This window comes from Filimonas zeae, assembly GCF_014641615.1.
GTDB classification, from domain to species: domain Bacteria; phylum Bacteroidota; class Bacteroidia; order Chitinophagales; family Chitinophagaceae; genus Filimonas; species Filimonas zeae.
This window is the reverse complement of record NZ_BMIB01000006.1, coordinates 129,072-150,825: the sequence shown is the minus strand read 5'-3', so window position 1 is coordinate 150,825 and position 21,754 is coordinate 129,072. Positions and strand designations below refer to the sequence as shown.

The following is a 21,754-nucleotide window of genomic DNA, read 5'->3' as shown; positions in this document are numbered from 1 at the left end:
CGGACTATGATACGTTATATATACGCGTTAATTGTAATGGTATTGCTGCATACAGCTTGCAAGCCTACGTACACCCACCCGCATGTGTTAATTGAAACCAGTGCAGGTGATATTGAACTGGAAGTGTATCCCGATAAGGCACCCAAAACCGCAGGGGCTTTTTTGTCTTATGTTGATTCCGGGTTTTATACCAACACCAGCTTCTACCGCATTCTTAACGATGACAATCAGCCCTCCAATGCGCCTAAAACCAATCTGATACAGGGAGGTTTGTGGCGCACCAAATACAAAAAGGCAGCTGGTATACCAGGCGTGCAGCACGAAACCACGCAACAGAGTGGCGTTCGCCATACCTCCGGTACTATATCGCTGGCCAGAACCACCCCAGGCAGTGCTGCGGCAGAATTTTTTATTTGTATAGGAGAGCAGCCCGGGCTGGACTTTGGAGGCGAGAATAATGCTGATGGGCAGGGATATGCCGCCTTTGGCAAGGTGGTAAAAGGGATGAATATTGTAAATAACATTTACAAGAGGCCGGAAGAAGATCAGTATTTCCGGCCTCCTGTAGCTATATATGGTATGAAGCGGCTGTAAGCATTAGTTTTTCCAGCGCCATTCGCCGGCAATCTGTAGCGGTTGCTTCAGGTTGTTTTTAATCAGAAAGTCGCGTGTTTCTGTATCGCTGAAATGTTTAGCCTTCAACTCCGGTGCATCTGCAATGCCATACAACAACATAGCACTGAAACGTACCGTGTTCTGCATGCCTTTTTCATCAACCAGGTTAAAATTGTCACAATCGGCATGATAGCAGGCGCCTGCATTGTTGGGCAATTTGCCGCCATCACCACCGGCGGTGGGTACGCCGTGTAACATAAACGGCTGGTGATCGCTATGTAAACCTGCTTCGTTACGAAAGCTGTTGGCGAATGAAGTGTCTAACGTATGTGCAATTGCACCTATGTGCTGAAACAACTCTTTGCTTTCCGCAGCAGTAGTATGGTAGCCCTTCGGGTCGTTGGTCATATCGTAGTTGAGCATATATCTTACCTGCTCAATACTCTTGTCTTTCACAGCTGCCTTAATGTAAGCTTTGGAACCCAGGAGGCCTTCCTCTTCACCCATAAACAGTACAAACTGCACCGTTCTGGCGGGTTGCAGGTTCAGTACTTTAAATGTACGGGCCATATCCATTACAGAAAAAGAGCCAATACCATTGTCAATAGCACCGGTGGCCAGGTCCCAGCTATCCAGGTGTCCACCAATCACTACCTTTTCGTTTGGTAGTGTTTTGCCGGGCAGGGTGGCTATTACATTGCGTGCTTTTATTTTACCGGAAAAGTTGGTCATGGTAATATGGCTAACCACTTTACCTGCTTTCAGTTGCTCTTTAATAGCCAGGCCATCTTCTTTGCCTATACAGGCGGCAGGAACAGGAATAAGTTTGCCGGTTACAGAGGCAGTACCTGTAAGCAATACACCATTGTCTACGGTGTTAATAAACAGTACACCCGCCGCTCCATGTTTGGTAGCAATAGCTGTTTTCTCTGATCGGTGCAGGCGTGGCGTGCCGGTTTTAGAACCGGGCAGTACGCCCAGGTATACCAGTGCTATTTTGCCTTTTACTTTACCGGGTGCGGCTGTGTAATCCTCTTCCACGCCGTTGCCCATGTCTGCCAGTTCAGCCGTTACATCGGCTTTTACCGGTGAGTGTGCCAGCGAAACAGACTTCACCGGCTTCTGTACAGCAGCAGAAGGGCCGGTGGTAATGGCAATGGTGCCCCGGCTCCAGCTTTCTACTTCAAAAGGCTGGTATTGTACATCGGTAAAGCCATAGCTTTTCAGCAACTGAAAAGCATATGCTTCTGCCTTTGCGCCATTGGCCGATCCGGTAAGCCGGTGGCCAATGGTAGAGGTAGCTTCTTTTAAAGTGCTGTACGCGCGCGAATGCGTAAGTACTTCCTGGTTAATTTGTGTAAAAAACGGTGTCCAGTCCGGCAGTTGTGCAGTGGCGGTAGTAATGGCACAGGCCAGAATGCTGGCTATTACCCCTGTTTGTTTTCTCATGATGTATGTTTTGGTGATTGTTATACAATCTTATCTACCCGCACCGATTGCATACCGGCTGCGGTAGCTGCTGCCACACCGGGCTCGCCATCTTCAAACACAAAGCAACGCTCAGGTGCTACACCCAGCAATTCTGCTGCCCGCAGAAACGGATCGGGAAAAGGTTTGCCATTAGGTGTTTCACCGGCACAAACCATTACTTCAATCAGGTCAACTATGCCCAGTACGGTTAAGGTTTTGGTAACGGTTCTGCGGCTGCCGCCAGATACTACGGCAATCTTTACCCTGCCATGGTGTGCTTTTAAGTGTGCTACCACAAAATCTATAGGCAGTGTTTTTTCAATATAATCTTCAAAGAACACGCCTGACTTGGTGGTGGCAAACTCCTGCGGCTCAAAGTTGGTACCGTAACGTTTGTTAATTTCCTGTACTACCAGTACGGTAGGTAATCCGGCAAACTCATCAATAATGGCCGGGTCCATTTCCAGTCCGTAACTGGCAGCCACTTTTACATAAGAATCTTTGTGTGCCTGCATGTTATCGGCCAGGGTGCCATCGCAGTCGTATAAAAATGCATCGTAACCTTCTGTTAAACGGGTAAGGGTGTCCAGTTTCTGATCAATTGTACCAGGATTATTCATGTTCTATTGCTTTAAAGGAGGGGCAAAGATAACCCTCCCGGCAGAAAGCGCCACCCGTTAACAGGAAAACACAAAACCCACACCGTATACGTTGTTAATGGCTATTTTTTCCGATTTACTCAGGTGTTTGCGCAAACGGGAGATGAACACATCCAGGCTGCGGCCGAGAAAATAATCATTCTCACCCCATAGTTGCTGTAATATCTCTTCCCGCTTCAGCACGCGGTTGCGGTTGTTAAACAGATATTCCAGCAGTTCGGCTTCCCGCACAGTAAGCACAATTTCATTACTGTGTATGTACAACCGCAGGGTGTCTTTATGAAATTTTACATCGTGCAGCTGTATAAAATCCGGGGCAACCGTTGCTGGGGCTTCTACCTGATTGCGACGGATAATGTTTTTAATGCGCAGCACCAGTTCGTCAATATCAAACGGCTTGGTAATGTAATCGTCGGCACCTATTTTCAAACCATGTAGCTTATCCTTTTTCTCACTTCTGGCGGTGAGAAAAAGAAAAGGTGTTGTGTTTTTCATCTGTATCAGCTGATCGGCCAGCTCAAAGCCGTCCATCTCAGGCATAGAGATATCTATAAGAAAAATGTGGTAATGGTTTTGCGGATCTGTTATTTTTTCCAGTGCTGCTTTCCCGTTATGGCACCAGTCCACATCAAAATCCATTACCTCCAGATACTGTTTTACCACATTACCCAAATCAGTTTCATCCTCTACAAACAACACTTTCGTCTTCATGCGTATATACTTAATTAACGGGTATTATAATGTTGAATCTGCTGCCTTTACCTGGTTCACTATTGATATCTATATTCCATTGATGGGCATCTATACACAGCTTTACATAGTACAACCCTACACCCAGCCCTTTGCTGTTTTTTAACACACCCGGGTGGCGGTAGAACTTTTCAAAAATCAGTTTCTGAGTTTCAGGGCTCATGCCTATGCCATTGTCTGCTATTTCTAAAATCAGTTTACTGCCCGAATTAACGGTGCGTACGTGAATTTCTTTGCTGCTGCTGTTATTATACTTGAGTGCATTATCAAACAGGTTTGTAAGCATGGTGGTAAGCCAGAAGGTATCTACACGTATTACATCGCTGGTTGCATCGGGTGTAAAACTGAGCTGAATATTGCTATCTGTCAGTTTAAGCCGGTAATCCAGCAGAATATCATCCAGTAACAGGTGTAGCGATTGCTGCTTTTTATTCAGATGCGGTTGCTGCGTGTTGGTAATATCCCAAACCTGCTCAAACAGGCTTTTAAGCCGGTCGCTCTGGCGCTGTATAATATCTGTAAGCGGGCCAATGTTCTTTTTGTCTTCAATAATGCGACTGTTCTGCAGATTCTTATTGGCTATCATAATAGCTGCCAGCGGCGTATGAAACTCGTGGGTAATGCTGTTTACAAAATCTGATTTCATTTCTGCCAGCTTCTTTTGCTGCTGCCAGTTGCGGAAGGTGATATAAAAAAGGAATACGACCAATATGATAGAAATTAACGACAACAGTAGAATGGGAAGTATAGATTTGAGAATACCCAGCATTCTGTAAGGCGTATCCGCATGCAGGGCAATGGTAATTTTATAGGTATAGTTGCTTGCAACGCTTACGGTAATGCTATTGGTCTGGTTCTGAAGTTTTATATCTGTAAGTGTACCACCCAGCAATATGCCATAAGGTTTTTGCAGCTTCTCATCAATCAGCGGGTAAGAGGTGCCTGCCTTATACAAAGGAATGTACACGTTGTTTTTAAAAGTAACGCTCAGTTGGTTGATGATAAGGGCGTAACGGAAGTTTTTAGCCAGGTGGTGTTTTTCTGTTACACGCTGCATAAAGCTGTCCATAATATTGTTACGTACCAGATCATGATACATGCTATCGGTAATCTGTTGCTGATAGGTTTCAAAAGCTTTTTTGTTGCTGTTGTACAGGGTTTCCAGGTGCCTTATGCTGGCTCCGTTCAGGTATTTGTCTATAATACGCACCCCGCCCGGATAGGCCAGTTCGTTGCTGATAATAGCGCCATATTCTTCTTTAATAATATCCTTTTCCGCTATGTAGTAGTGCTCGCCTTTTAAGTTGTAGGTATTGTAAATGAGAAAGAACTGTACCGCCGACAGAATTAAAAAACTTGCCACAGCAATGGCTTTGTAGGAAAAGGAAATACTCTTCATTTTTAAATTTCGTTAGTTTTTTGCTATTATTCCCCCGCTTCCGGCCCGTTTAATATCCGTTAACATTTGTGGGTGCAATCTGTAGTCAAACTTGTCTTGCCTTTTTTTATTTTTATGTAAAGGTGTGGCTTTCAGCAGAAAACTATAAGCTGTTTGTGAAACGGGGGGCTACAGCAGGTAGAACAGAAGCTTTGTAAGGTGATAAAACGGAACTGCCTGAACACATTTTTATCAGTGCTAAAACGAAATAGCAATTATATTTACCAGGGCTTTGCAAAACCCGGAAACTCAATATGAAAAGGATAATAGTTACAGGCCTGATTGCTTTGTCAGGTGTGGCGCATGCACAACAGGTGCAAAAAGTATCTGACCCGGTAGACTGGGTAAATCCGCTGATGGGTACTGATTCTCAGGGTGATTTGTCGAACGGAAACACTTATCCTGCCATCGGCCGGCCATGGGGTATGAACCTGTGGACACCCCAGACGGGCAACAATGGTGATGGCTGGCAGTATACCTACAGCGCCCATAAAATAAAAGGGTTTAAGCAAACCCACCAACCCTCTCCCTGGATGAACGATTACGGGCAGTTTTCTCTCATGCCTGTTACCGGTAAGCTGGTGTACAAACAGGAAGAAAGGGCCAGCTGGTTCTCTCACAAAGCAGAAACGGTAAAGCCTTATTACTATAGCGTTTACCTGGCCGATCATGATGTTACTACCGAAATAACGCCAACAGAACGTGCTGCTATTTTTCGTTTTACCTTTCCCAAAACAGATAGCGCGTTTATTGTGCTGGATGCTTTTGATAAAGAATCTTACGTAAAAATTATCCCTTCCGAAAATAAGATTGTGGGTTACTCTACCCGGTACTCCAGAGGGCCCATCAAAAACTTCAAAAATTACTTTGTTATCGTTTTTGACAAGCCTTTTTCTACCGTAAATACCTGGAATGAAAACGGTCTGGAGCGCGGCAAAACAGAAATGCACAGCAAACACGCCGGTGCCGTAGTGGGTTTTAGCATAACCGCCCGTGGCGAAAAAGTGCATGCGCGGGTAGCTTCTTCTTTTATCAGCGAAGAGCAGGCGTTGCTTAACCTGAAAGAGTTAAAGCAGGATGATTTTGCAACGGTAGAAAAACAGGGCCGCGATATCTGGAATACTACCCTGGGCCGTTTACAGGTAGAAGGTGGTACTATTGATCAGGTGCGTACGTTCTATTCCAGCTTGTACCGCACTTTGTTTTTCCCACATAAGTTGTATGAAAAAGATGCTACCGGCAATATAGTACACTATAGCCCCTATACCGGTAAGGTACACGCAGGATATATGTTTGCGGGTACGGGCTTCTGGGATACGTTCCGGGCTTTATATCCTTTCCTCAATCTGGTATACCCTTCTATTAATAAGGAAATGCAGGAAGGTTTATTGAATGATTATAAGGAAGGCGGCTTTTTGCCGGAATGGAGCAGCCCAGGCTATGCAGATATTATGGTGGGCAACAACTCAGCCTCTGTAGTGGCTGATGCTTATATCAAAGGCTTAAGAGGGTATGATATTAACAAACTGTACGAGGCTTTGCTGCATGGCGCTAATAACGAAGGGCCGGTTTCTGCAGTAGGGCGTAAAGGGGTAGCTTATTATAATAAGCTGGGTTATGTGCCGTATAACGTGGGTATTAATGAAAATGCTGCCAGAACACTGGAGTACGCGTACGACGATTTTACTATTTACCAGCTGGCAAAGGCGTTAAACCGCCCCAAAGAAGAAATTGATCTGTATGCACAACGTTGTCAGAACTACCGCAACCTGTTTGATCCTGAAACCCGTTTAATGAGAGGAAAGAATGAGGATGGTAAGTTTCAGGCGCCTTTTAACCCGCTGAAATGGGGTGATGCTTTTACCGAAGGCAATAGCTGGCACTACACCTGGAGCGTGTTTCATGATATTAATGGTTTGATGGGACTGATGGGAGGTAAAGACAAGTTTGTGGGCATGCTGGATTCTGTTTTTGTAATGCCACCTACGTTTGACGATAGTTACTACGGTGGCGTTATTCACGAAATAAGAGAAATGCAGATTGCCAATATGGGCCAGTATGCACATGGTAACCAGCCTATTCAGCACATGCTGTATTTGTATAACTATGCAGGCCAGCCCTGGAAAACGCAGTATTGGGTGCGTGAGGCAATGAAGAGACTGTATAAGGCTACACCGGATGGATATTGTGGTGATGAAGATAACGGCCAAACCTCTGCCTGGTATGTGTTTTCGGCAATGGGCTTCTACCCTGTTTGTCCGGCAACTGACCAGTATGTGCTGGGTGCGCCTCTGTTTAAAAAAATTACCCTGAAGCAGGAGAACGGTAAGTCATTCGTAATAGCTGCCCCTGCCAATAACGCCGAAAACCGTTATGTGCAAGGTGCAAAACTGAATGGCGTGGGTTATACTAAAAACTGGATCAGTCATTGGGATATTCAGAAAGGCGGCAGCATGGAGGTAAACATGTCTGCACGTCCGCAAACCACAAAGGGCACCCAGGAAAAAGATTTTCCTTATTCATTTTCTACAGATAAAAAATAGAGGCATTTAATATATGAAACGTTGGATAATGGCGGCGGCAATACTGCTGCCTTTACTAAAGCCCCACACTGGTGCTGCACAAAGTAAATGGGATGAAATTAAAGAGCAGGGTATTGTAAGCAGAGATACTTTTACCCGGCAGGGCTTTACGCTGATATTTATTAACAAATCAGCCGGTTTTAATACTGCTACGGGTAAGCGTATGGTAGATGCCTATTTTACGGTGTATCCTAAACAGGCTGCTTTGTATAATCAACACACTACCCGCAAAGTTATTTTCATTATTGACCCCGAATACAAAGGTGTGGCAGCAACTGCCGGCGGTATAGTCCGTTTTAGTCCTGAGTGGATGCAGAACCATCCGGAAGATATTGATGTGGTTACCCACGAGGTAATGCATATTGCCCAGGGCTATCCCGATGGTGCCGGGCCGGGCTGGATAACCGAGGGCATTGCTGATTATGTACGGTACAGCATGGGCGTAGATAATGCAGGTGGTAACTGGGCATTGCCTGATTATAACAAGAACCAGCATTATGAAAATGCTTACCGGGTAACAGCACGTTTTCTGGCTTGGATAGAAAAGCATAAAAAGGCCGGGCTGGTGCAAAAGCTGGATGCGGCTATGCGCTCTAAAACGTACTCCGGGCAGTTCTGGCAAAAGCAAACCGGCTCTACTGTGGATGAGCTTTGGAAGGAGTATGCAGCCAATCCCGCTTTATAATTTGTAACCAAGAAATGCATTGAGCATGCGTATTCAATACTGGTATTCTTTTCTGGGAATGGCGTTTGCCATTCCCGCCATGGCGCAGCAAACAGAAAGTCTGGTGCCCTACGTAAAGCCGTTAACCGGTACCGCACGCATGGGGCACACCTACCCGGGTGCTACGGTTCCTTTTGGTATGGTACAGCTGAGTCCTGATACAGATACCCTGTCTTACGAGCAGAATGGGCAGTATAACAAAGATGTGTACCGGTATTGTGCCGGCTATCAGTATGCCGATAAAACCATTGTAGGTTTCAGCCATACGCACTTTAACGGAACCGGTCATTCTGATCTGGGCGATTTTCTGATTATGCCCACTACAGGTGCATTGCAGCTGAATCCAGGAACGGCAGATAAACCGGAAAGCGGTTACCGCTCTGCTTTTTCTCACGACAATGAAACAGCAGAAGCCGGTTATTACAAGGTAAAGCTGGATGATCATCATATTACTGCGGAGTTAACCACTACGCCGCGGGTAGGTATACACCGGTATACTTTTCCGGCAGCAGACCAGGCGCATATTATACTGGACCTGGTGCATGGTATTTACAATTACCCCGATAAAAATGTATGGACGTATGTGCGGGTAGTAAATGATACACTCATTACCGGCTACAGGCAAACCAATGGCTGGGCAAGAACCCGTACGGAATATTTTGCGCTTAGCTTTTCTAAGCCATTCAAAAACTACGGCTGCGAAAACAGTTCTGCCAGGCAGGTGTACCGCGGCTTCTGGCGCAAGTTTAATCAGAATGCCAATTTTCCGGAACTGGCTGGCAAACAGTTGAAGCTGTTTTTCGACTTTGCTATAACCCAGGGAGAGCAGGTAATGCTGAAGATGGCTTTATCGCCTGTAAGTATGGATGGCGCTTTACGCAACCTGCGTGCAGAAGCGGGCAACTGGAACTTTGATGGATATAAGAATGCAGCGCAACAGGCCTGGGAAAACGAACTGCACCGCGTAGAAATATTCACGCCCGATAAAGCTACCAAAGAAGTGTTTTATACCTCACTGTACCACACATTTATTAACCCCACGGTGTATATGGATGTGGATGGCAGTTATAAAGGGCTGGATCAGAATGTCCATAAAGCAGATGGTTTTGTAAACTATACCACCTTTTCGCTGTGGGATACTTACCGGGCTTTACATCCTTTCTTTAACCTGATACAACCGGCACGTAATGCAGATATGATACGCTCTATGCTGGCACATTACGATCAGACTTCATTACATATGCTGCCCATATGGAGCCATTATGCCAATGAAAACTGGTGTATGACGGGGTATCACTCCGTTTCGCTGATTGCAGATGCGGTGGTAAAGGGTAATGCTTCTTTTGATGCCAATAAAGCGCTGGACGCCTGTATTGTTACCGCCAGCAACCGTTGGTATGAGGGGGTGGGTGATTATACTGATAAAGGGTATGTGCCCGAGGATAAAAGCGGTGCTTCGGTATCTAAAACGCTGGAGTATGCGTATGACGACTGGGCTATTGCCCAGATGGCCAGGAAGCTGAACCGGCCTGCGGTGTACGATTCTTTTATGCGGCGTGCTGCTTATTATAAGAATGTATTTGATGCCTCCACCGGCTTTATGCGCCCGCGCCTGAGCAATGGCAGCTTTAAAAAAGAGTTTGATCCGCTGGATACCGAGGGGCAGGGTTTTATTGAGGGAAATGCCTGGAACTACAGTTTGTATGTACCACAGGACCCTGGCTCCATGATTGAACTGATGGGCGGTAAAAAACGTTTTGTAGCCCATCTGGATTCATTGTTTACCATGCATTTGCCCGATAAATACTTTGAACATACAGAAGATATTACCCGTGACGGCATCATTGGCAACTACGTACATGGCAACGAACCTTCGCATCATGTTGCGTACCTGTATAACTGGGCGGGGGCGCCTGCTAAAACCCAGGAACGTGTACGCATGATTCTGAAACATCAGTATCATACCGGTGCAGATGGCCTGGGAGGCAATGATGATTGTGGCCAGATGAGTGCCTGGTATATTTTCAGTACGCTGGGCTTTTATCCGGTAGCGCCCGGTAGTGAAGATTACGCTATTGGCAGCCCTGCTATTGAAAAGGCGGTATTGCATCTGGAGAACGGCAATACCTTTACAGTAGAAGCGCAGAACCAGAGCGATAAAAATGTATATGTAAAAAAGATGCTTCTGAACGGCCAGCCTTACACTAAAACAGCTATCAGCCACGCCGATATTGTAAAAGGCGGTAGTCTTGTTTTTGTAATGAGTAATAAGCCATAGCTGAATAACTTAACTTGCCGGTAATTTTGTTCCATTAACATTATTACCGGCATGTCTAAAGTATACTCTCTTAAAACGGTACAATGGCTACCGGTGAATATGGATACGGCCTGGCGTTTTTTCAGCAGCCCCTACAATCTCAAAGAAATTACCCCGCCCGATATGGGCTTTGATATCATAAGCACACACCACGGCGCAGAGATGTACGCGGGGCAGGTTATTGAATACCGCCTGAAGCTGCTGGGGCTTATAAAACTGTACTGGATGACGGAGATTACCCACGTACAGCCTCATGCCTATTTTATTGACGAGCAGCGCTTCGGCCCCTACGCGCTCTGGCACCACCAGCATCATTTTCAGGAGAAAGACGGCGGCGTGGAAATGACGGATATTGTACACTATAAAATTCCTTTTGGCATACTGGGTAGCCTGGCGCATGTTTTATATGTAAAAAAGCAGCTGAAGCATATCTTCGATTTCCGCTTTCAGAAAATAGCCGCTCTTTTTCCTGCTAACAGGTAAACAGCACCTGCATTTCTCCCTGCCGGAGAAATTATTTCCTATCTTCACCCCGTTAAAACAATAAGCTATGGCACTACCTGTAAACAACAAAAACGAAGGTAAAAAGGCCGGCAAGGCGAAAACAAACAACCTGCAGGGTTCTAAATTTATCGCCAAACCTGGTAAAGCAGCGGTGAGCATTAAACCTGTTAAAACAGGTGGAAGCAGAGGAAGCTGATTAAAAGGCAAAGAAACAACGAACAAAAATCGTTTGTATAAGAAGGCCACTCTTACGGGGGTGGCCTTTGAATTTGGTTAAAAATTGCGCAATCGGAAGTGCATTTGGTAAAGATGATTATTTTTGAAGCCATTTTTATCGTTTTAATGCTGCTATCCAACATGTTCATTCAACCGGAAAGGCGCTTTTTAAGAGCGCTTGTGCTTGTTTCGCTAAACACCATCGCTTTATTAACGGCCTGTAGTAACAGTTCCTCCCCTGCGCATGACAGTGACAGTACTGTTGCAGATACGGAAAAAGTAAAGCCTTTTCAATTAATGACGGACTCTACCGCAGAGGAAGGGTTTAAATGGAAACCGCCGGTGTACGATTCTTCCAAATGTTATATCTACCTCACTTTTGATGATGGCCCGCAAAACGGCACCATGAGCGTATATAATATCTGCCGTAACCTGGGGGTTAAAGCCACCTATTTTATGGTAGGGCAACATGTATACGATAAAAAGACGACCGAAATTGTGGATTCTATCCGTTTAAGCTATCCGCAGGCATTACTGGCCAACCATAGTTATACCCATGCGGGCAACCACTATCAATACTTTTATACGCATCCTGTATATGCTTTAAACGACTTTCTGCGTGCACAGAAAAGCCTGAAAGTGCCTTATAAAATTATCCGCCTGCCCGGTAACAGTGCCTGGGTACGTGATAGCGGAGAGGTGCGTGCTTCTAAAATGGTAAAACCCGTAAGTATTTTGCTGGATTCGCTGGGCTATAATGTAATAGGCTGGGATCTGGAATGGAATTTTACCCATAAAGAAAGCCGGCCGGTGCAACACGTAAGCAGTATGTTGAAAATGGTATCTACAGCAGTGGAAAGAAAAGAAAGCCATGCCCGCAACCATATTGTGATTCTGGCGCACGACCGTATGTTCCGCCGCCCACAGGATGCCGATTCTTTACGCCTGTTTATCAGCGAGTTGCAGAAAAATTCCCGGTACGTTTTTGAAACCATTGATAACTATCCCCGGTTAAAACATCCGGAGTATTCCGTGGCGAATTAATTAACAATCTATACATTTACTTAGTTTGTAATTTTATTGTTGAATAAACACTGAAAAACTTATGGCTTTATTTGAATCAGAAAACCCTACGTTAGGCGAAAAGGTATTTCAACAGTCGCTTTCTATGCCTTCCGGAGCGGTAATGACCGTACGTGGCACACTTGCCAAATTTGGCTTTTTACTGTTAATGATTATGGCAGGCGCAGCCTATACATGGGGCCTGTTTGGTAAATATCAGGATGGAACCATGATGACTTTGTTCTGGGTGGGCCTGATTGGAGGTTTGGTTACCGGCCTTATCATTTCCTTTAAACCCAATACCGCCCGCTATCTGGCACCGCTGTATGGCCTGCTGGAAGGTTTGGCGCTGGGTACTATTTCGGTACTGGTAAACAGTGCTTTTGCCAAAAAGAACCCTGGCATTGTAATACAGGCGGTAGGTTTAACATTTGCCATTGGCCTGGCTATGTTTCTGCTGTACAACTTTAAAGTAATCAGAGCTACGGAGCGCTTTAAATCTATCATTCTTACGGCCACAGCTGGTATTGCCTTATTCTATGGCATCTGGTTCATTCTCAGCCTGTTTGGTGTAAACATGTCTTTTATGCGTTGGGAAGATACCAGCATGCTGGGTATAGGTATTAACCTGTTTGTGGCAGGTATTGCAGCCTTTTCGCTGATACTGGACTTTGATCGTATTGAGCAGGGGGTAAGAATGGGCGCGCCTAAACACATGGAGTGGTACGGTGCTTTTGGATTAACAGTAACCATGGTATGGTTATACATTCAGATTCTGAAGCTGTTAAGCCGCTTATCCAGCAGAAATTAATTTTTTATAGTTGTGATAATAAGGCGCCCGGTGTTACAAACACCGGGCGTTTTTTGTGTCGCCAGGTTTAGTGTATGTTAAATCGGCGGTGCAACGGTAAACGGGTTTGGAGATTAGCCTTATCTTAGTACCAAACAACACGCACATGGAAATACTGTATACAGCAGCGGCTACAGCCACAGGAGGAAGAGATGGGCAGGTTAAAAGTTCTGATGGGGTGCTGCAGCACGATTTGCGTATACCGGTAGAAATGGGTGGCACCGGAGGCCCGTATACTAATCCGGAGCAGTTGTTTGCAGCGGGGTATGCTGCCTGTTTTGATGGTGCGCTGGGGTTGATTATTAAAAATGCGCAGTTAACTGCCGGCCCTACCCAGGTTACTGCGGAGGTAAGCTTTGGCAAAAACGATGGTGGAGGTTTTGGGTTAGAGGTGCTGTTAAAGGTGCATATACCCGGTGTGGAGCAAACTACAGCAGAAGATCTGGTTGCCAAGGCGCATGAAATATGTCCTTATTCTCAGGCTACCAGAGGAAATATGGATGTTAACTTTCACGTAACTGTGGCATAGGCATAAAAGCGGGTGTATCAAAATTAGTGATACACCCGCTTTTTATTTGGTTTCCTGATGGACTCAGTTGTAGTTCAGGCGATTTATCAGCGTCCATCACCATCCAGCAGGTTGCCTAAGCCGCCCAGGATGCTGCCTTCTTCTTTTCTTTTATAGGTGCCGTATTGTATAATTCTGCTGGCCAAACGGCTGATGGGTAAGGTTTGAATCCATACCGTACCAGGCCCGCGTAGTGTGGCAAAGAAAACACCCTCACCACCAAAAAAAGTATTGCGGATGCCACCAATAAACTCAATATCGTAGTGTACGCCATGGGTAAAACCTACCAGGCAGCCGGTATCTACTTTCAGCATTTCGCCGGCCTGTAGTTGCTTTTGCAATACGTGCCCGCCTGCGTGCATAAAGGCCATTCCATCGCCTTCCAGTTTTTCCATAATAAAACCTTCACCCCCAAAAAGGCCGGTACCCAGCTTGCGCTGAAACTCAATGCCCACGCTAACTCCTTTTGCTGCGCATAAAAAAGCATCTTTCTGGCAAATTACCCGCCCACCCAGTCTCAGCAAATCCAGTGGAATAATTTTACCGGGGTAAGGTGAAGCAAAGGATACGTGTTTTTTACCTTGTCCAACGTTGGTAAACGCGGTCATAAAAAGGTTTTCCCCTACCAGCAGGCGCTTACCTGCGTTAAACAGTTTGTTCATCAGGCCACCCTGTTGCTGGCTGCCATCGCCAAACATGGTTTGCATCTGAATACCGTCATCCATCATCATAAAGGCACCGGGTTCTGCTACTGCGGTTTCATTGGGATCCAGCTCTATCTCCACATATTGCATTTCCTCACCTATAATGCGGAAGTCGATATCATGGTTATTGATCATTGTCTTGAAATTTATGGTTTATTGTTGACTGATGTTTTTACGGATGGCTCTTAGTTCTTCCAGTATTTGTTGCAGCAGTTCTTCCTGCCCAGCAGCAAAATTGGCATCTTTTGCAATGTTTTCTTCCAATTGCAATCCTTTTTTGCGTTTTTGTTGCTGATAGCGTACCGGTTTTTTCTGTGCCCATTGCGGGTGTTCGCTCAGGTTGTTCTTCAAAAGATCGTCCATCGATACTTCAAAAAAACCAGCTATATCAAGCAGTGTCTGTATCTGCGGCTCTGTTTTGCCCAGTTCGTAGTTACTCCAGGTAGCGCGCGAAATGCCCAAAGGCTCCATCATATCCTCCTGCTGTAGTTTTTTACTTTTGCGTAAAACACGCAGGTTTCCCGGTAAGTTATTCAAGGTTACTTTCAATTTTTAAGGTTAAAAATGAAGTATAAAATTTGAAATTCAAAAATGTAGGAATATCTTTGGTTCAGCTATTCCTACTTACTTTATCTCCACGCATAACAGCGTAAATCATTGTACTAATATACTTTGATTCGCTAATTATCTTAATTAAATCCGCGCCTGTTAACATTAAAACTGACATATGAACAGCCAGTCAAACACATTCCGTTACCTCACCGGCAGGCAAACAGAACAACCACAGCTTGCCGTAGAAGAGTTTTTTGATGCCTTTGAACTTCCTGCCTGTTATACCCATTTATGGCAGCTGGCCAAAAGCTGGGTAAGTAGTGAATATGCCGATGGGTTAAGCGCCAGGCAACGTGCCGAAGTACTGTTTTTTTACGAGCAACTGGGGGCGTTGGTAGAAGCGGCGTTTGTAACACTGCATGGCAATGAGCCTGCCCCGGTGGTAGCTATTAAACCGGCTGCACCTGCTGCCTGATAAAAAAGAGGGTGTATCAACTTTTATGATACACCCTCTTTTATGTATTAATCAATACCGTTAAAACCAACTGCCTATAAAGGCTTCGTTAACACGCTGCTTTGCCAGTTTACGACGGCGGCGTGCTTTATCCCAGCGATGTTTAACCAGTGTACCTGCCATAAATAACAGAAACAATGGCGTAAGCGGTGGTATGCCTAACATAGATACCCATTTGCCGCCATACATGCTGCGCATCGGGCGTCTTAAGCGCTCTGCTATCAGATACATACCTGGTAAAATAATCAGCGTCATAAAAAACGCGAATATTAAACCGAAGATGATGGTCCAGCACAGCGGCTTCCAGAACACTACGTTATCGCCTCCGAAAAAGATATGCGGGTTAAGATCAGAGAACAGAGTAACAAAGTTGATGTTAAAGCCAACGGCAATAGGAATAAAACCTAATATAGCGGCCACGGCCGTTAACAGTACCGGTATAATACGGGTTTTACCTGCCTGTATTACGGCTTCACGCGTGCGTAAACCACGACTGCGCAGTTCATCGGCAAACTCAATTACCAGAATTCCGTTTTTAATTACAATACCGGCAAGCCCCAGAATACCTACCCCCGTCATTACTACCGATACTTCCATTCCAAACAGGGAGAACCCAAGCAGTACACCAATAACACTGAACACAATTTCAGTAAGAATGATTACCGATTTACTTACGCTGTTGAACTGTAATACCAGAATAAACAATATCAGCATCAGCGCTACTATCAACGCGGTAAACAGAAAGGCGCCGGTTTCTGCCTGCTGCTCTCCTTCACCGGTTTGCTTAATGGTTACGCCATCTGCTTTGCCTTTAAAGTTGTCAATATGTCCTTTAATTACATCGTTAATTTCTGTAGGCGTATAACCGCTTAACACGTTACTGCGCACCGTAATCATGCGTTTCTGGTTTTTACGCTTTACGCTACCCAGGGTAGTGGTAAGGTCAATATTTACCAGGTTGCTGATAGGAATACTCTTGAAACCACCGGTAGCCAGGTCTCGGAAGTAAATACGCATGTTCAGCAGATCTGCCAGGTTTTTGCGTTGCAGTTCCTGGTTGCGTAACTGAATTTTATATTCATCCTTGCCTTCTTTAATCTTAGATACTTCGCGGCCAAAAAGGGCGGTTCTTATCTGCTGACCAATCTGTGCAGAAGATACGCCTTCAATCAATGCGCGCTCGCGGTTTACGTTCAGCGTAATTTCCGGGTTCTTCAGGTCAATATCCAGCTTCAGCTCTTCCACACCAGCCACCTGTATACTATCCAGATAGTTTTTAAGCGATACGGCTGTTTTAATTAATCCGTCAAAGTCTTCACTGGCTACTTCAATGTTCACCGGCGGGTCTGTTGGCGGGCCGCTCTGCTCCTGATCTACCGATATTTCTGCACCGGGTACACCTTTCATAACCGCTCTTATAGAATCCAGATAAGGTGCTGTGCTAGTGCCCTCTCTTTTTTCATATTCCACAAAAGATACCTGTATACGGCCGAGTTCACTACGGGTGCTGCGGTCGCCACTGGCAGGGTCGCTGGCACCAACAGCTACGTTGGTAATAACACTTTCCACTACGTGGTTATGCTTGCCGTTTTCCATGCCCAGTACCTTAAATACTTTCTTCTCCAGTTCGCTGGTAACAGAATCGGTATACTCTACGGCAGTACCCACCGGCAGTTTCAGATATACATATACCTGGTTAGGATCTCCTTTAGGGAAGAATACCACCGGCACTTTGCGTATGCCAAAGAATACAAAAGAGAATACCAGCAGGCCAAACGTACCCAGCAGCAGCCAGGCGGGCCGCCAGCCTTTTAGCGCCCAGCGCAGCAGGTTTTCGTAGTGGTCCATAATCCACGGCAGTACTCTGTTCTGGAAGGCATGAATAGCATCATCAAACACAAAGCGGTTAAGTATAATCAGCAGCATAAAGAAGATGAGCAGGTTGCCCCAGAAAGTAATGCCCATCAGATCTAATACTATACCCAGCCCTAAGCCTATCCAGAAGCCCGGCTTTTTAAACATAGCCGATTTGGGTTCTTTTTCTCCATGCTCCGGATGGTTCATAAAGTCCACTGCAAACACCGGGTTCATAATAAACGCCACTACCAGCGAGGCAGCCAGCGTAAATATGAGCATGGTAGGCAGGTAAATCATAAACTTACCAATAATGCCTGGCCAGAAAAGCAGGGGGAAGAAGGGAGCCAGCGTAGTTAAGGTGCCCGCCAGTACCGGCACAAACACTTCGCCGGCAGCCATCATGGCCGAGGTTTCGGTTTTTATTTTTCCCTTACCTTCTGTAAATATGCGGTGCGTGTTTTCAATTACCACAATGGCATCGTCTACAATAATACCCAGGCCAAACAGCAGTGCAAACAGTACAATAAAGTTGAGCGTTACGTGCCCGCCTACAATTAAGTCTGCTGCGGGCAAAAACACAAAGGCCACAAACATACTCAGCGGTACAGACAACGCCACAAAGAAGGCGTTTACCACACCCATAAAGAACATAAGGATAATTAACACCAGCACAAAGCCGATAACGATAGAGTTCACCAGCTCATTAAAAGAGGCTTTGGTTTTTATACTCAAATCGCCGGTAATTACCACTTTCAGGTCTTTAGGAAACACAGTGGCCTTCATTTCATCCACTGCTTTCTTTACTTCATCCGATGTTTCAATCAGGTTTTCGCCGGAGCGTTTGATAATGTTAAGCGTTACCACGTTTTTGCTATCCAGACGGGCATAGCTTTCGCGGTCTTTAATAGTGTCTTTAATTACAGCTATATCTTTCAGATAAATAGTTCTGCCCTGGCCGTTGCGTAATACCACCTTCTCAATATCAAAAGCAGTTTTAAACTGCCCTTTCATTTGCAGGTTACGCTTCATGTTACCCACATCCAGCAGGCCGCCGGATATGTCCATGTTCTCCCGTGCTACCGCATTGGCAATATCATCAAAAGTAACATTGGCGCTTTGCATGCGGTAGTTGTCTACATTAATCTGAAACTCCCGCTCAGGCGCACCTACCAGATCTACCCGGTTAATCTGGGTAAGATCTTCCAGGCGATCCTTCATATCATCGGCGTATTTTTTTAAACGCTGCTGATCGTAATCGCCGCTCAGGTTTACGTACATCACCGGCTGGTCGCTAATGCTCACTTCCAGTGCAGTAGGCTCCTGCGTAAGATCGTTAGGCAGGTCCTGCTTGGCCTTGTCTATTGCATCTTTTACCTTTTGCAGGGCTATATCAGTTTTTACCCGTGTATCAAATTCAATAATGATAGAAGAGTAATCCTGCTGCGAGGTGCTGGTAAACTTTTTAATCTTGGCTCCGGTAATGCCCTTTATCTGCTTTTCAATGGGGCGTGTTACCAGGTTTTCCATATCCTTGGGTGAGTTACCTACATAGATAGTGGATACATAAATAGTAGGAATAACTATATCCGGAAACTGCTCCTTCGGAAGGGTAACAAACTGAAAAATGCCTCCCAGGCTCACCATCAGCATGAGCAGGTAAATGGAGGTCTTATTTTTTATACTCCAGGTAGTAGGCTTAAAGTGCTTAAACTTACCTGTAAAATTTTCGAGTGCGCTCATGAAACAAGTTGTTGGGTGTAAAATGCTGTGCGTGGCACAGGCTGTTTACTTAGTGGTAATTAACTGACCATCGTACAGGCTCTGGTAGCCATCGGTAATAATCAGGTCACCGGCTTTCAGTCCTTCTTTAATTTCAATACGGTCGCCATACAGTTCGCCCTGTTGTACCTGACGTTTTTTAGCGCGCCACTTGCCGGCTTCGTTTACCGCTACCAGTAAAAATTTGCCCTTGTCATCAGTCTGCAGGGTGTTTACAGGTGCTGTAACAGCCTGTGCCACGGAATAGTCCTGTATTTTTACCAGCGCAACCTGGTTGGGTTTAAAAGCTTTGTCGTTAGGCAGGCGTGCTTCTATATAAAACGAGCGGCTGTTTACATCAATCAACTGGCCTGCTAATGTTATTCTGGCGTTTATTGTTTTGTTTACATCAGGAAATACTACCAGCAGGTTATCGCCTTGTTTAACACGGCCCAGATAGTTTTCAGGCACCTGTGCGGTTACTTTTAAATCGCCGGTGTTTACCAGTTTAATGCCGCTGGCAGGGTTGCCGCCTGTAAACAGTTCGCCCACACGTATGGTTACTTCTTCTGCCACGCCATTCATATCAGCATATACATTGCTAAAGCCCAGTTGCTCTTTGGCCAGCTCCATCTGGCGCTGTACCTGCTCCACATTGTTTTTGGCAGTAATCAGTTCTACTTCGGTGCCTATATTTTCTTTCCACAGGTTGTTGCGGCGCTCATACAGGTTTTGGGCATAGTCTAACTGCGTTTGCAGTTGGGCTATCTGTTTGCGTGCCACGGCATCATCCAGCTTTAACAGCAGCTGGCCTTTGCTTACTCTTTCGCCCTTTTTAACATACACTGCTTTTACCTGGCCGCCACCGCCGCGTGGGGTTACATAAGCAATGTTTTCTGCATCTACACGGCCCTGTAATTCTATAAAATGGCTGAAAGGCTTGTTGGTAACGGTATCAATGCTTACCAGCTTTGGTTTTTCGGGTACTGCATTGGGGTCTAATCTGGCAATCTCGCCTTCCAGTTTAGTAATGTTTTTGTTCAGGTCAGACTGTTTTGTTTTCAGTTTGGCCAGTTCTTCTTTCTTCGCTTTCAGCGGATCTTTTTCCTTGCAGCTGCTGGCTGTAAGTGTAACGGCAATCATTGCTATAAATACAGGAAATATCTTTTGCATATAGTTGAGTTGATAATGGTTATGGTAATTGACCGGTAGCTTTCTGAAAATCAATTTTAGCAATTACAGCATCGTACAGGGCGCTTACATAGTTGGTTTGCGCGCCTACCAGGTCTGTTTGTGTATTGGTAATATCTGTGTTAGATGCCAGGCCCGATTCGTATTTCTTTTTGGTTTGGTTATACACCTGCTCGGCCAGTTGCATGTTCTTTTGCTGATAGTCCAGTGTAGTAATGGCTGCTTTAAAGCGGTTGCGGGCCTGTACTACATCGTTGTCTATAGACAGTTTCAGATTCTCCAGCTGGTTGTTGGTCTTTTGCAGTTCCAGTTCTGCTTTTCTTACATTGGATGCTTTTAAAAAGCCATCAAAAATGGGAATGTTGATGTTTAAACCAATGTTCCAGGCAGTATACCAATCGCCACGGCCAAAGAAGTTAAACTTATCCCGGAAGGCATTTTTGGCGTACGAGCTGGACAGGTTAACAGAAGGCAGGTAGGCATATTTATAACGCTTTACATTGTAGGCATTCAGGTTCTGCGCTAATTCTAACCCCTGATATTCTTTACGGTTGCTGTACTGGTATTCACTGGCTTCCAGTATGCCTTTGCGTATTTCTGTATCAGACAAGGTATCGGTAAGTATCAGTACATCATTCACCGGCATACCTACCAGAAACTTAAGGCCGGTATAACCATTGTCGATAGTGCGTTGCAGCTTCAGTTTTTCTGTTTCCAGGTTGGCCAGCTGTACGTTGGCGCGGTCTACCGATAACTGTTCTGCAAAGCCATTCTCATGCAGGGCTTTGGTATCGCTCAGCAGTTTATTGGCGCGGGTAATATTGGCATCTATCTGTGCCATTTGTGTTTTGCTTACTACCAGCTGGTAATACACTTTGTACACATTTACCTTAATGTTCTCTTCTGTTATTTCAATATTCTTTTGCTGATATTGAATAGAAGCTTCGCGGGCCTGCAGGCCTACAAACACCTGCCCATCAAACAATATCTGCGAAAGGCTTACGGCGCCGGTTGCATTCCATTTGGTACCAAAGGCAGCCTGTACAAAACCAAAATCGGTGGGCGAGGTAATAGGGGCGCCACTGCCATTTTTAACACCCTCCTGCTCCAGTACGCCATAGGTAGCCATAGCAATAAAGTTGGGAAATACCTGCACGGGAATGTTGGGGTAATACGTGCTTCCTACCTGGCCGTTTAGTTGCGGGTAGGCGGCGGCGGTAATGCCCCGGTTGGTTTGCTGTTGAATCTGTAAATCAATCAGCGCATTCTTTACCTGTACATTGTTCTTGCGGGCGTATTCCACAATCTGCTGCGCACTCATGGTGTGTACTGCATGGGTAGTGTCGCCGGGTGCCTGGGCAATGGCGCCTGCGGCAAGCAGGCAGCAAAGCAATAGCAGGTTTACCCTCCTTGCTTTATTCAT

Annotated in this window: 18 protein-coding genes and 1 pseudogene; 10 read left to right on the top strand and 9 right to left on the bottom strand. The window is 45.5% G+C overall.

What is annotated here, in order from left to right; all coding sequences use genetic code 11:
- Window positions 1-6: 6 nt before the first annotated feature.
- Window positions 7-594, top strand: coding sequence for a peptidylprolyl isomerase (locus tag IEY13_RS26700; protein WP_229688033.1), 588 nt, complete (start codon window positions 7-9; stop codon window positions 592-594).
- 3 nt (window positions 595-597) lie between these two features.
- On the opposite strand, the gene IEY13_RS26695 is transcribed toward IEY13_RS26700, so the two are convergent.
- From IEY13_RS26695 to IEY13_RS26680, 4 genes are read right to left on the bottom strand one after another with little or no spacing between them, the layout of a single operon-like run.
- Window positions 598-2,064: a M28 family peptidase gene (locus IEY13_RS26695; protein WP_188958234.1), complete on the bottom strand. Its 1,467-nt coding sequence runs from the start codon at window positions 2,062-2,064 to the stop codon at window positions 598-600.
- 20 nt (window positions 2,065-2,084) lie between these two features.
- Window positions 2,085-2,705 (bottom strand): HAD family hydrolase, encoded by a 621-nt coding sequence (locus IEY13_RS26690; protein ID WP_188958232.1) that lies wholly within the window; start codon window positions 2,703-2,705, stop codon window positions 2,085-2,087.
- A gap of 57 nt (window positions 2,706-2,762) precedes the next feature.
- Window positions 2,763-3,455, bottom strand: coding sequence for a response regulator transcription factor (locus IEY13_RS26685; RefSeq protein ID WP_188958230.1), 693 nt, complete (start codon window positions 3,453-3,455; stop codon window positions 2,763-2,765).
- 10 nt (window positions 3,456-3,465) lie between these two features.
- The gene (locus IEY13_RS26680) at window positions 3,466-4,893 is read right to left on the bottom strand and encodes a sensor histidine kinase (protein WP_188958228.1); all 1,428 of its coding nucleotides are present in this window, start codon (window positions 4,891-4,893) and stop codon (window positions 3,466-3,468) included.
- Between the two features lie 287 nt (window positions 4,894-5,180).
- Here IEY13_RS26680 and IEY13_RS26675 point away from each other — a divergent pair.
- The 8 genes and pseudogenes from IEY13_RS26675 to IEY13_RS26640 all read left to right on the top strand — a co-directional run.
- Window positions 5,181-7,475, top strand: a pseudogene (locus tag IEY13_RS26675) (GH92 family glycosyl hydrolase); the annotation flags it as partial.
- 13 nt (window positions 7,476-7,488) lie between these two features.
- On the top strand, window positions 7,489-8,199 hold the full coding sequence (locus IEY13_RS26670; protein ID WP_188958224.1) for a basic secretory protein-like protein: 711 nt from the start codon (window positions 7,489-7,491) through the stop codon (window positions 8,197-8,199).
- 25 nt (window positions 8,200-8,224) lie between these two features.
- A complete protein-coding gene (locus tag IEY13_RS26665) occupies window positions 8,225-10,516 on the top strand; it encodes a GH92 family glycosyl hydrolase (RefSeq protein WP_188958805.1) in 2,292 nt (763 codons plus the stop codon).
- A gap of 51 nt (window positions 10,517-10,567) precedes the next feature.
- Entirely contained in the window at window positions 10,568-11,038 is a 471-nt protein-coding gene (locus tag IEY13_RS26660; RefSeq protein WP_188958222.1) for an SRPBCC family protein, read from the top strand.
- A gap of 67 nt (window positions 11,039-11,105) precedes the next feature.
- Window positions 11,106-11,255 (top strand): hypothetical protein, encoded by a 150-nt coding sequence (locus IEY13_RS26655; protein WP_188958220.1) that lies wholly within the window; start codon window positions 11,106-11,108, stop codon window positions 11,253-11,255.
- 113 nt (window positions 11,256-11,368) lie between these two features.
- Window positions 11,369-12,319, top strand: coding sequence for a polysaccharide deacetylase family protein (locus tag IEY13_RS26650; protein ID WP_229688052.1), 951 nt, complete (start codon window positions 11,369-11,371; stop codon window positions 12,317-12,319).
- Between the two features lie 61 nt (window positions 12,320-12,380).
- Window positions 12,381-13,148 carry a Bax inhibitor-1/YccA family protein gene (locus IEY13_RS26645; RefSeq protein ID WP_188958216.1) on the top strand — a complete coding sequence of 256 codons (768 nt, stop codon included), beginning with the start codon at window positions 12,381-12,383 and terminating at the stop codon, window positions 13,146-13,148.
- A gap of 145 nt (window positions 13,149-13,293) precedes the next feature.
- Window positions 13,294-13,716 carry an organic hydroperoxide resistance protein gene (locus IEY13_RS26640; protein ID WP_188958214.1) on the top strand — a complete coding sequence of 141 codons (423 nt, stop codon included), beginning with the start codon at window positions 13,294-13,296 and terminating at the stop codon, window positions 13,714-13,716.
- Between the two features lie 86 nt (window positions 13,717-13,802).
- Here IEY13_RS26640 and IEY13_RS26635 read toward each other — a convergent pair whose 3' ends face one another.
- On the bottom strand, window positions 13,803-14,594 hold the full coding sequence (locus IEY13_RS26635; RefSeq protein WP_188958212.1) for a TIGR00266 family protein: 792 nt from the start codon (window positions 14,592-14,594) through the stop codon (window positions 13,803-13,805).
- Window positions 14,595-14,612: 18 nt separating this feature from the next.
- Window positions 14,613-14,996 (bottom strand): helix-turn-helix domain-containing protein, encoded by a 384-nt coding sequence (locus IEY13_RS26630; protein ID WP_188958210.1) that lies wholly within the window; start codon window positions 14,994-14,996, stop codon window positions 14,613-14,615.
- A gap of 190 nt (window positions 14,997-15,186) precedes the next feature.
- On the opposite strand from IEY13_RS26630, the gene IEY13_RS26625 reads away from it, so the two are divergent.
- Window positions 15,187-15,486 carry a hypothetical protein gene (locus IEY13_RS26625; RefSeq protein WP_188958207.1) on the top strand — a complete coding sequence of 100 codons (300 nt, stop codon included), beginning with the start codon at window positions 15,187-15,189 and terminating at the stop codon, window positions 15,484-15,486.
- Between the two features lie 60 nt (window positions 15,487-15,546).
- On the opposite strand, the gene IEY13_RS26620 is transcribed toward IEY13_RS26625, so the two are convergent.
- Genes IEY13_RS26620 through IEY13_RS26610 form a run of 3 tightly spaced genes read right to left on the bottom strand, consistent with a single transcriptional unit; the run spans window position 15,547 to window position 21,754 of the window.
- Window positions 15,547-19,122 (bottom strand): efflux RND transporter permease subunit, encoded by a 3,576-nt coding sequence (locus IEY13_RS26620; RefSeq protein ID WP_188958205.1) that lies wholly within the window; start codon window positions 19,120-19,122, stop codon window positions 15,547-15,549.
- 45 nt (window positions 19,123-19,167) lie between these two features.
- Entirely contained in the window at window positions 19,168-20,313 is a 1,146-nt protein-coding gene (locus tag IEY13_RS26615) for an efflux RND transporter periplasmic adaptor subunit (protein WP_188958203.1), read from the bottom strand.
- 19 nt (window positions 20,314-20,332) lie between these two features.
- Window positions 20,333-21,754 (bottom strand): TolC family protein, encoded by a 1,422-nt coding sequence (locus tag IEY13_RS26610; RefSeq protein WP_229688032.1) that lies wholly within the window; start codon window positions 21,752-21,754, stop codon window positions 20,333-20,335.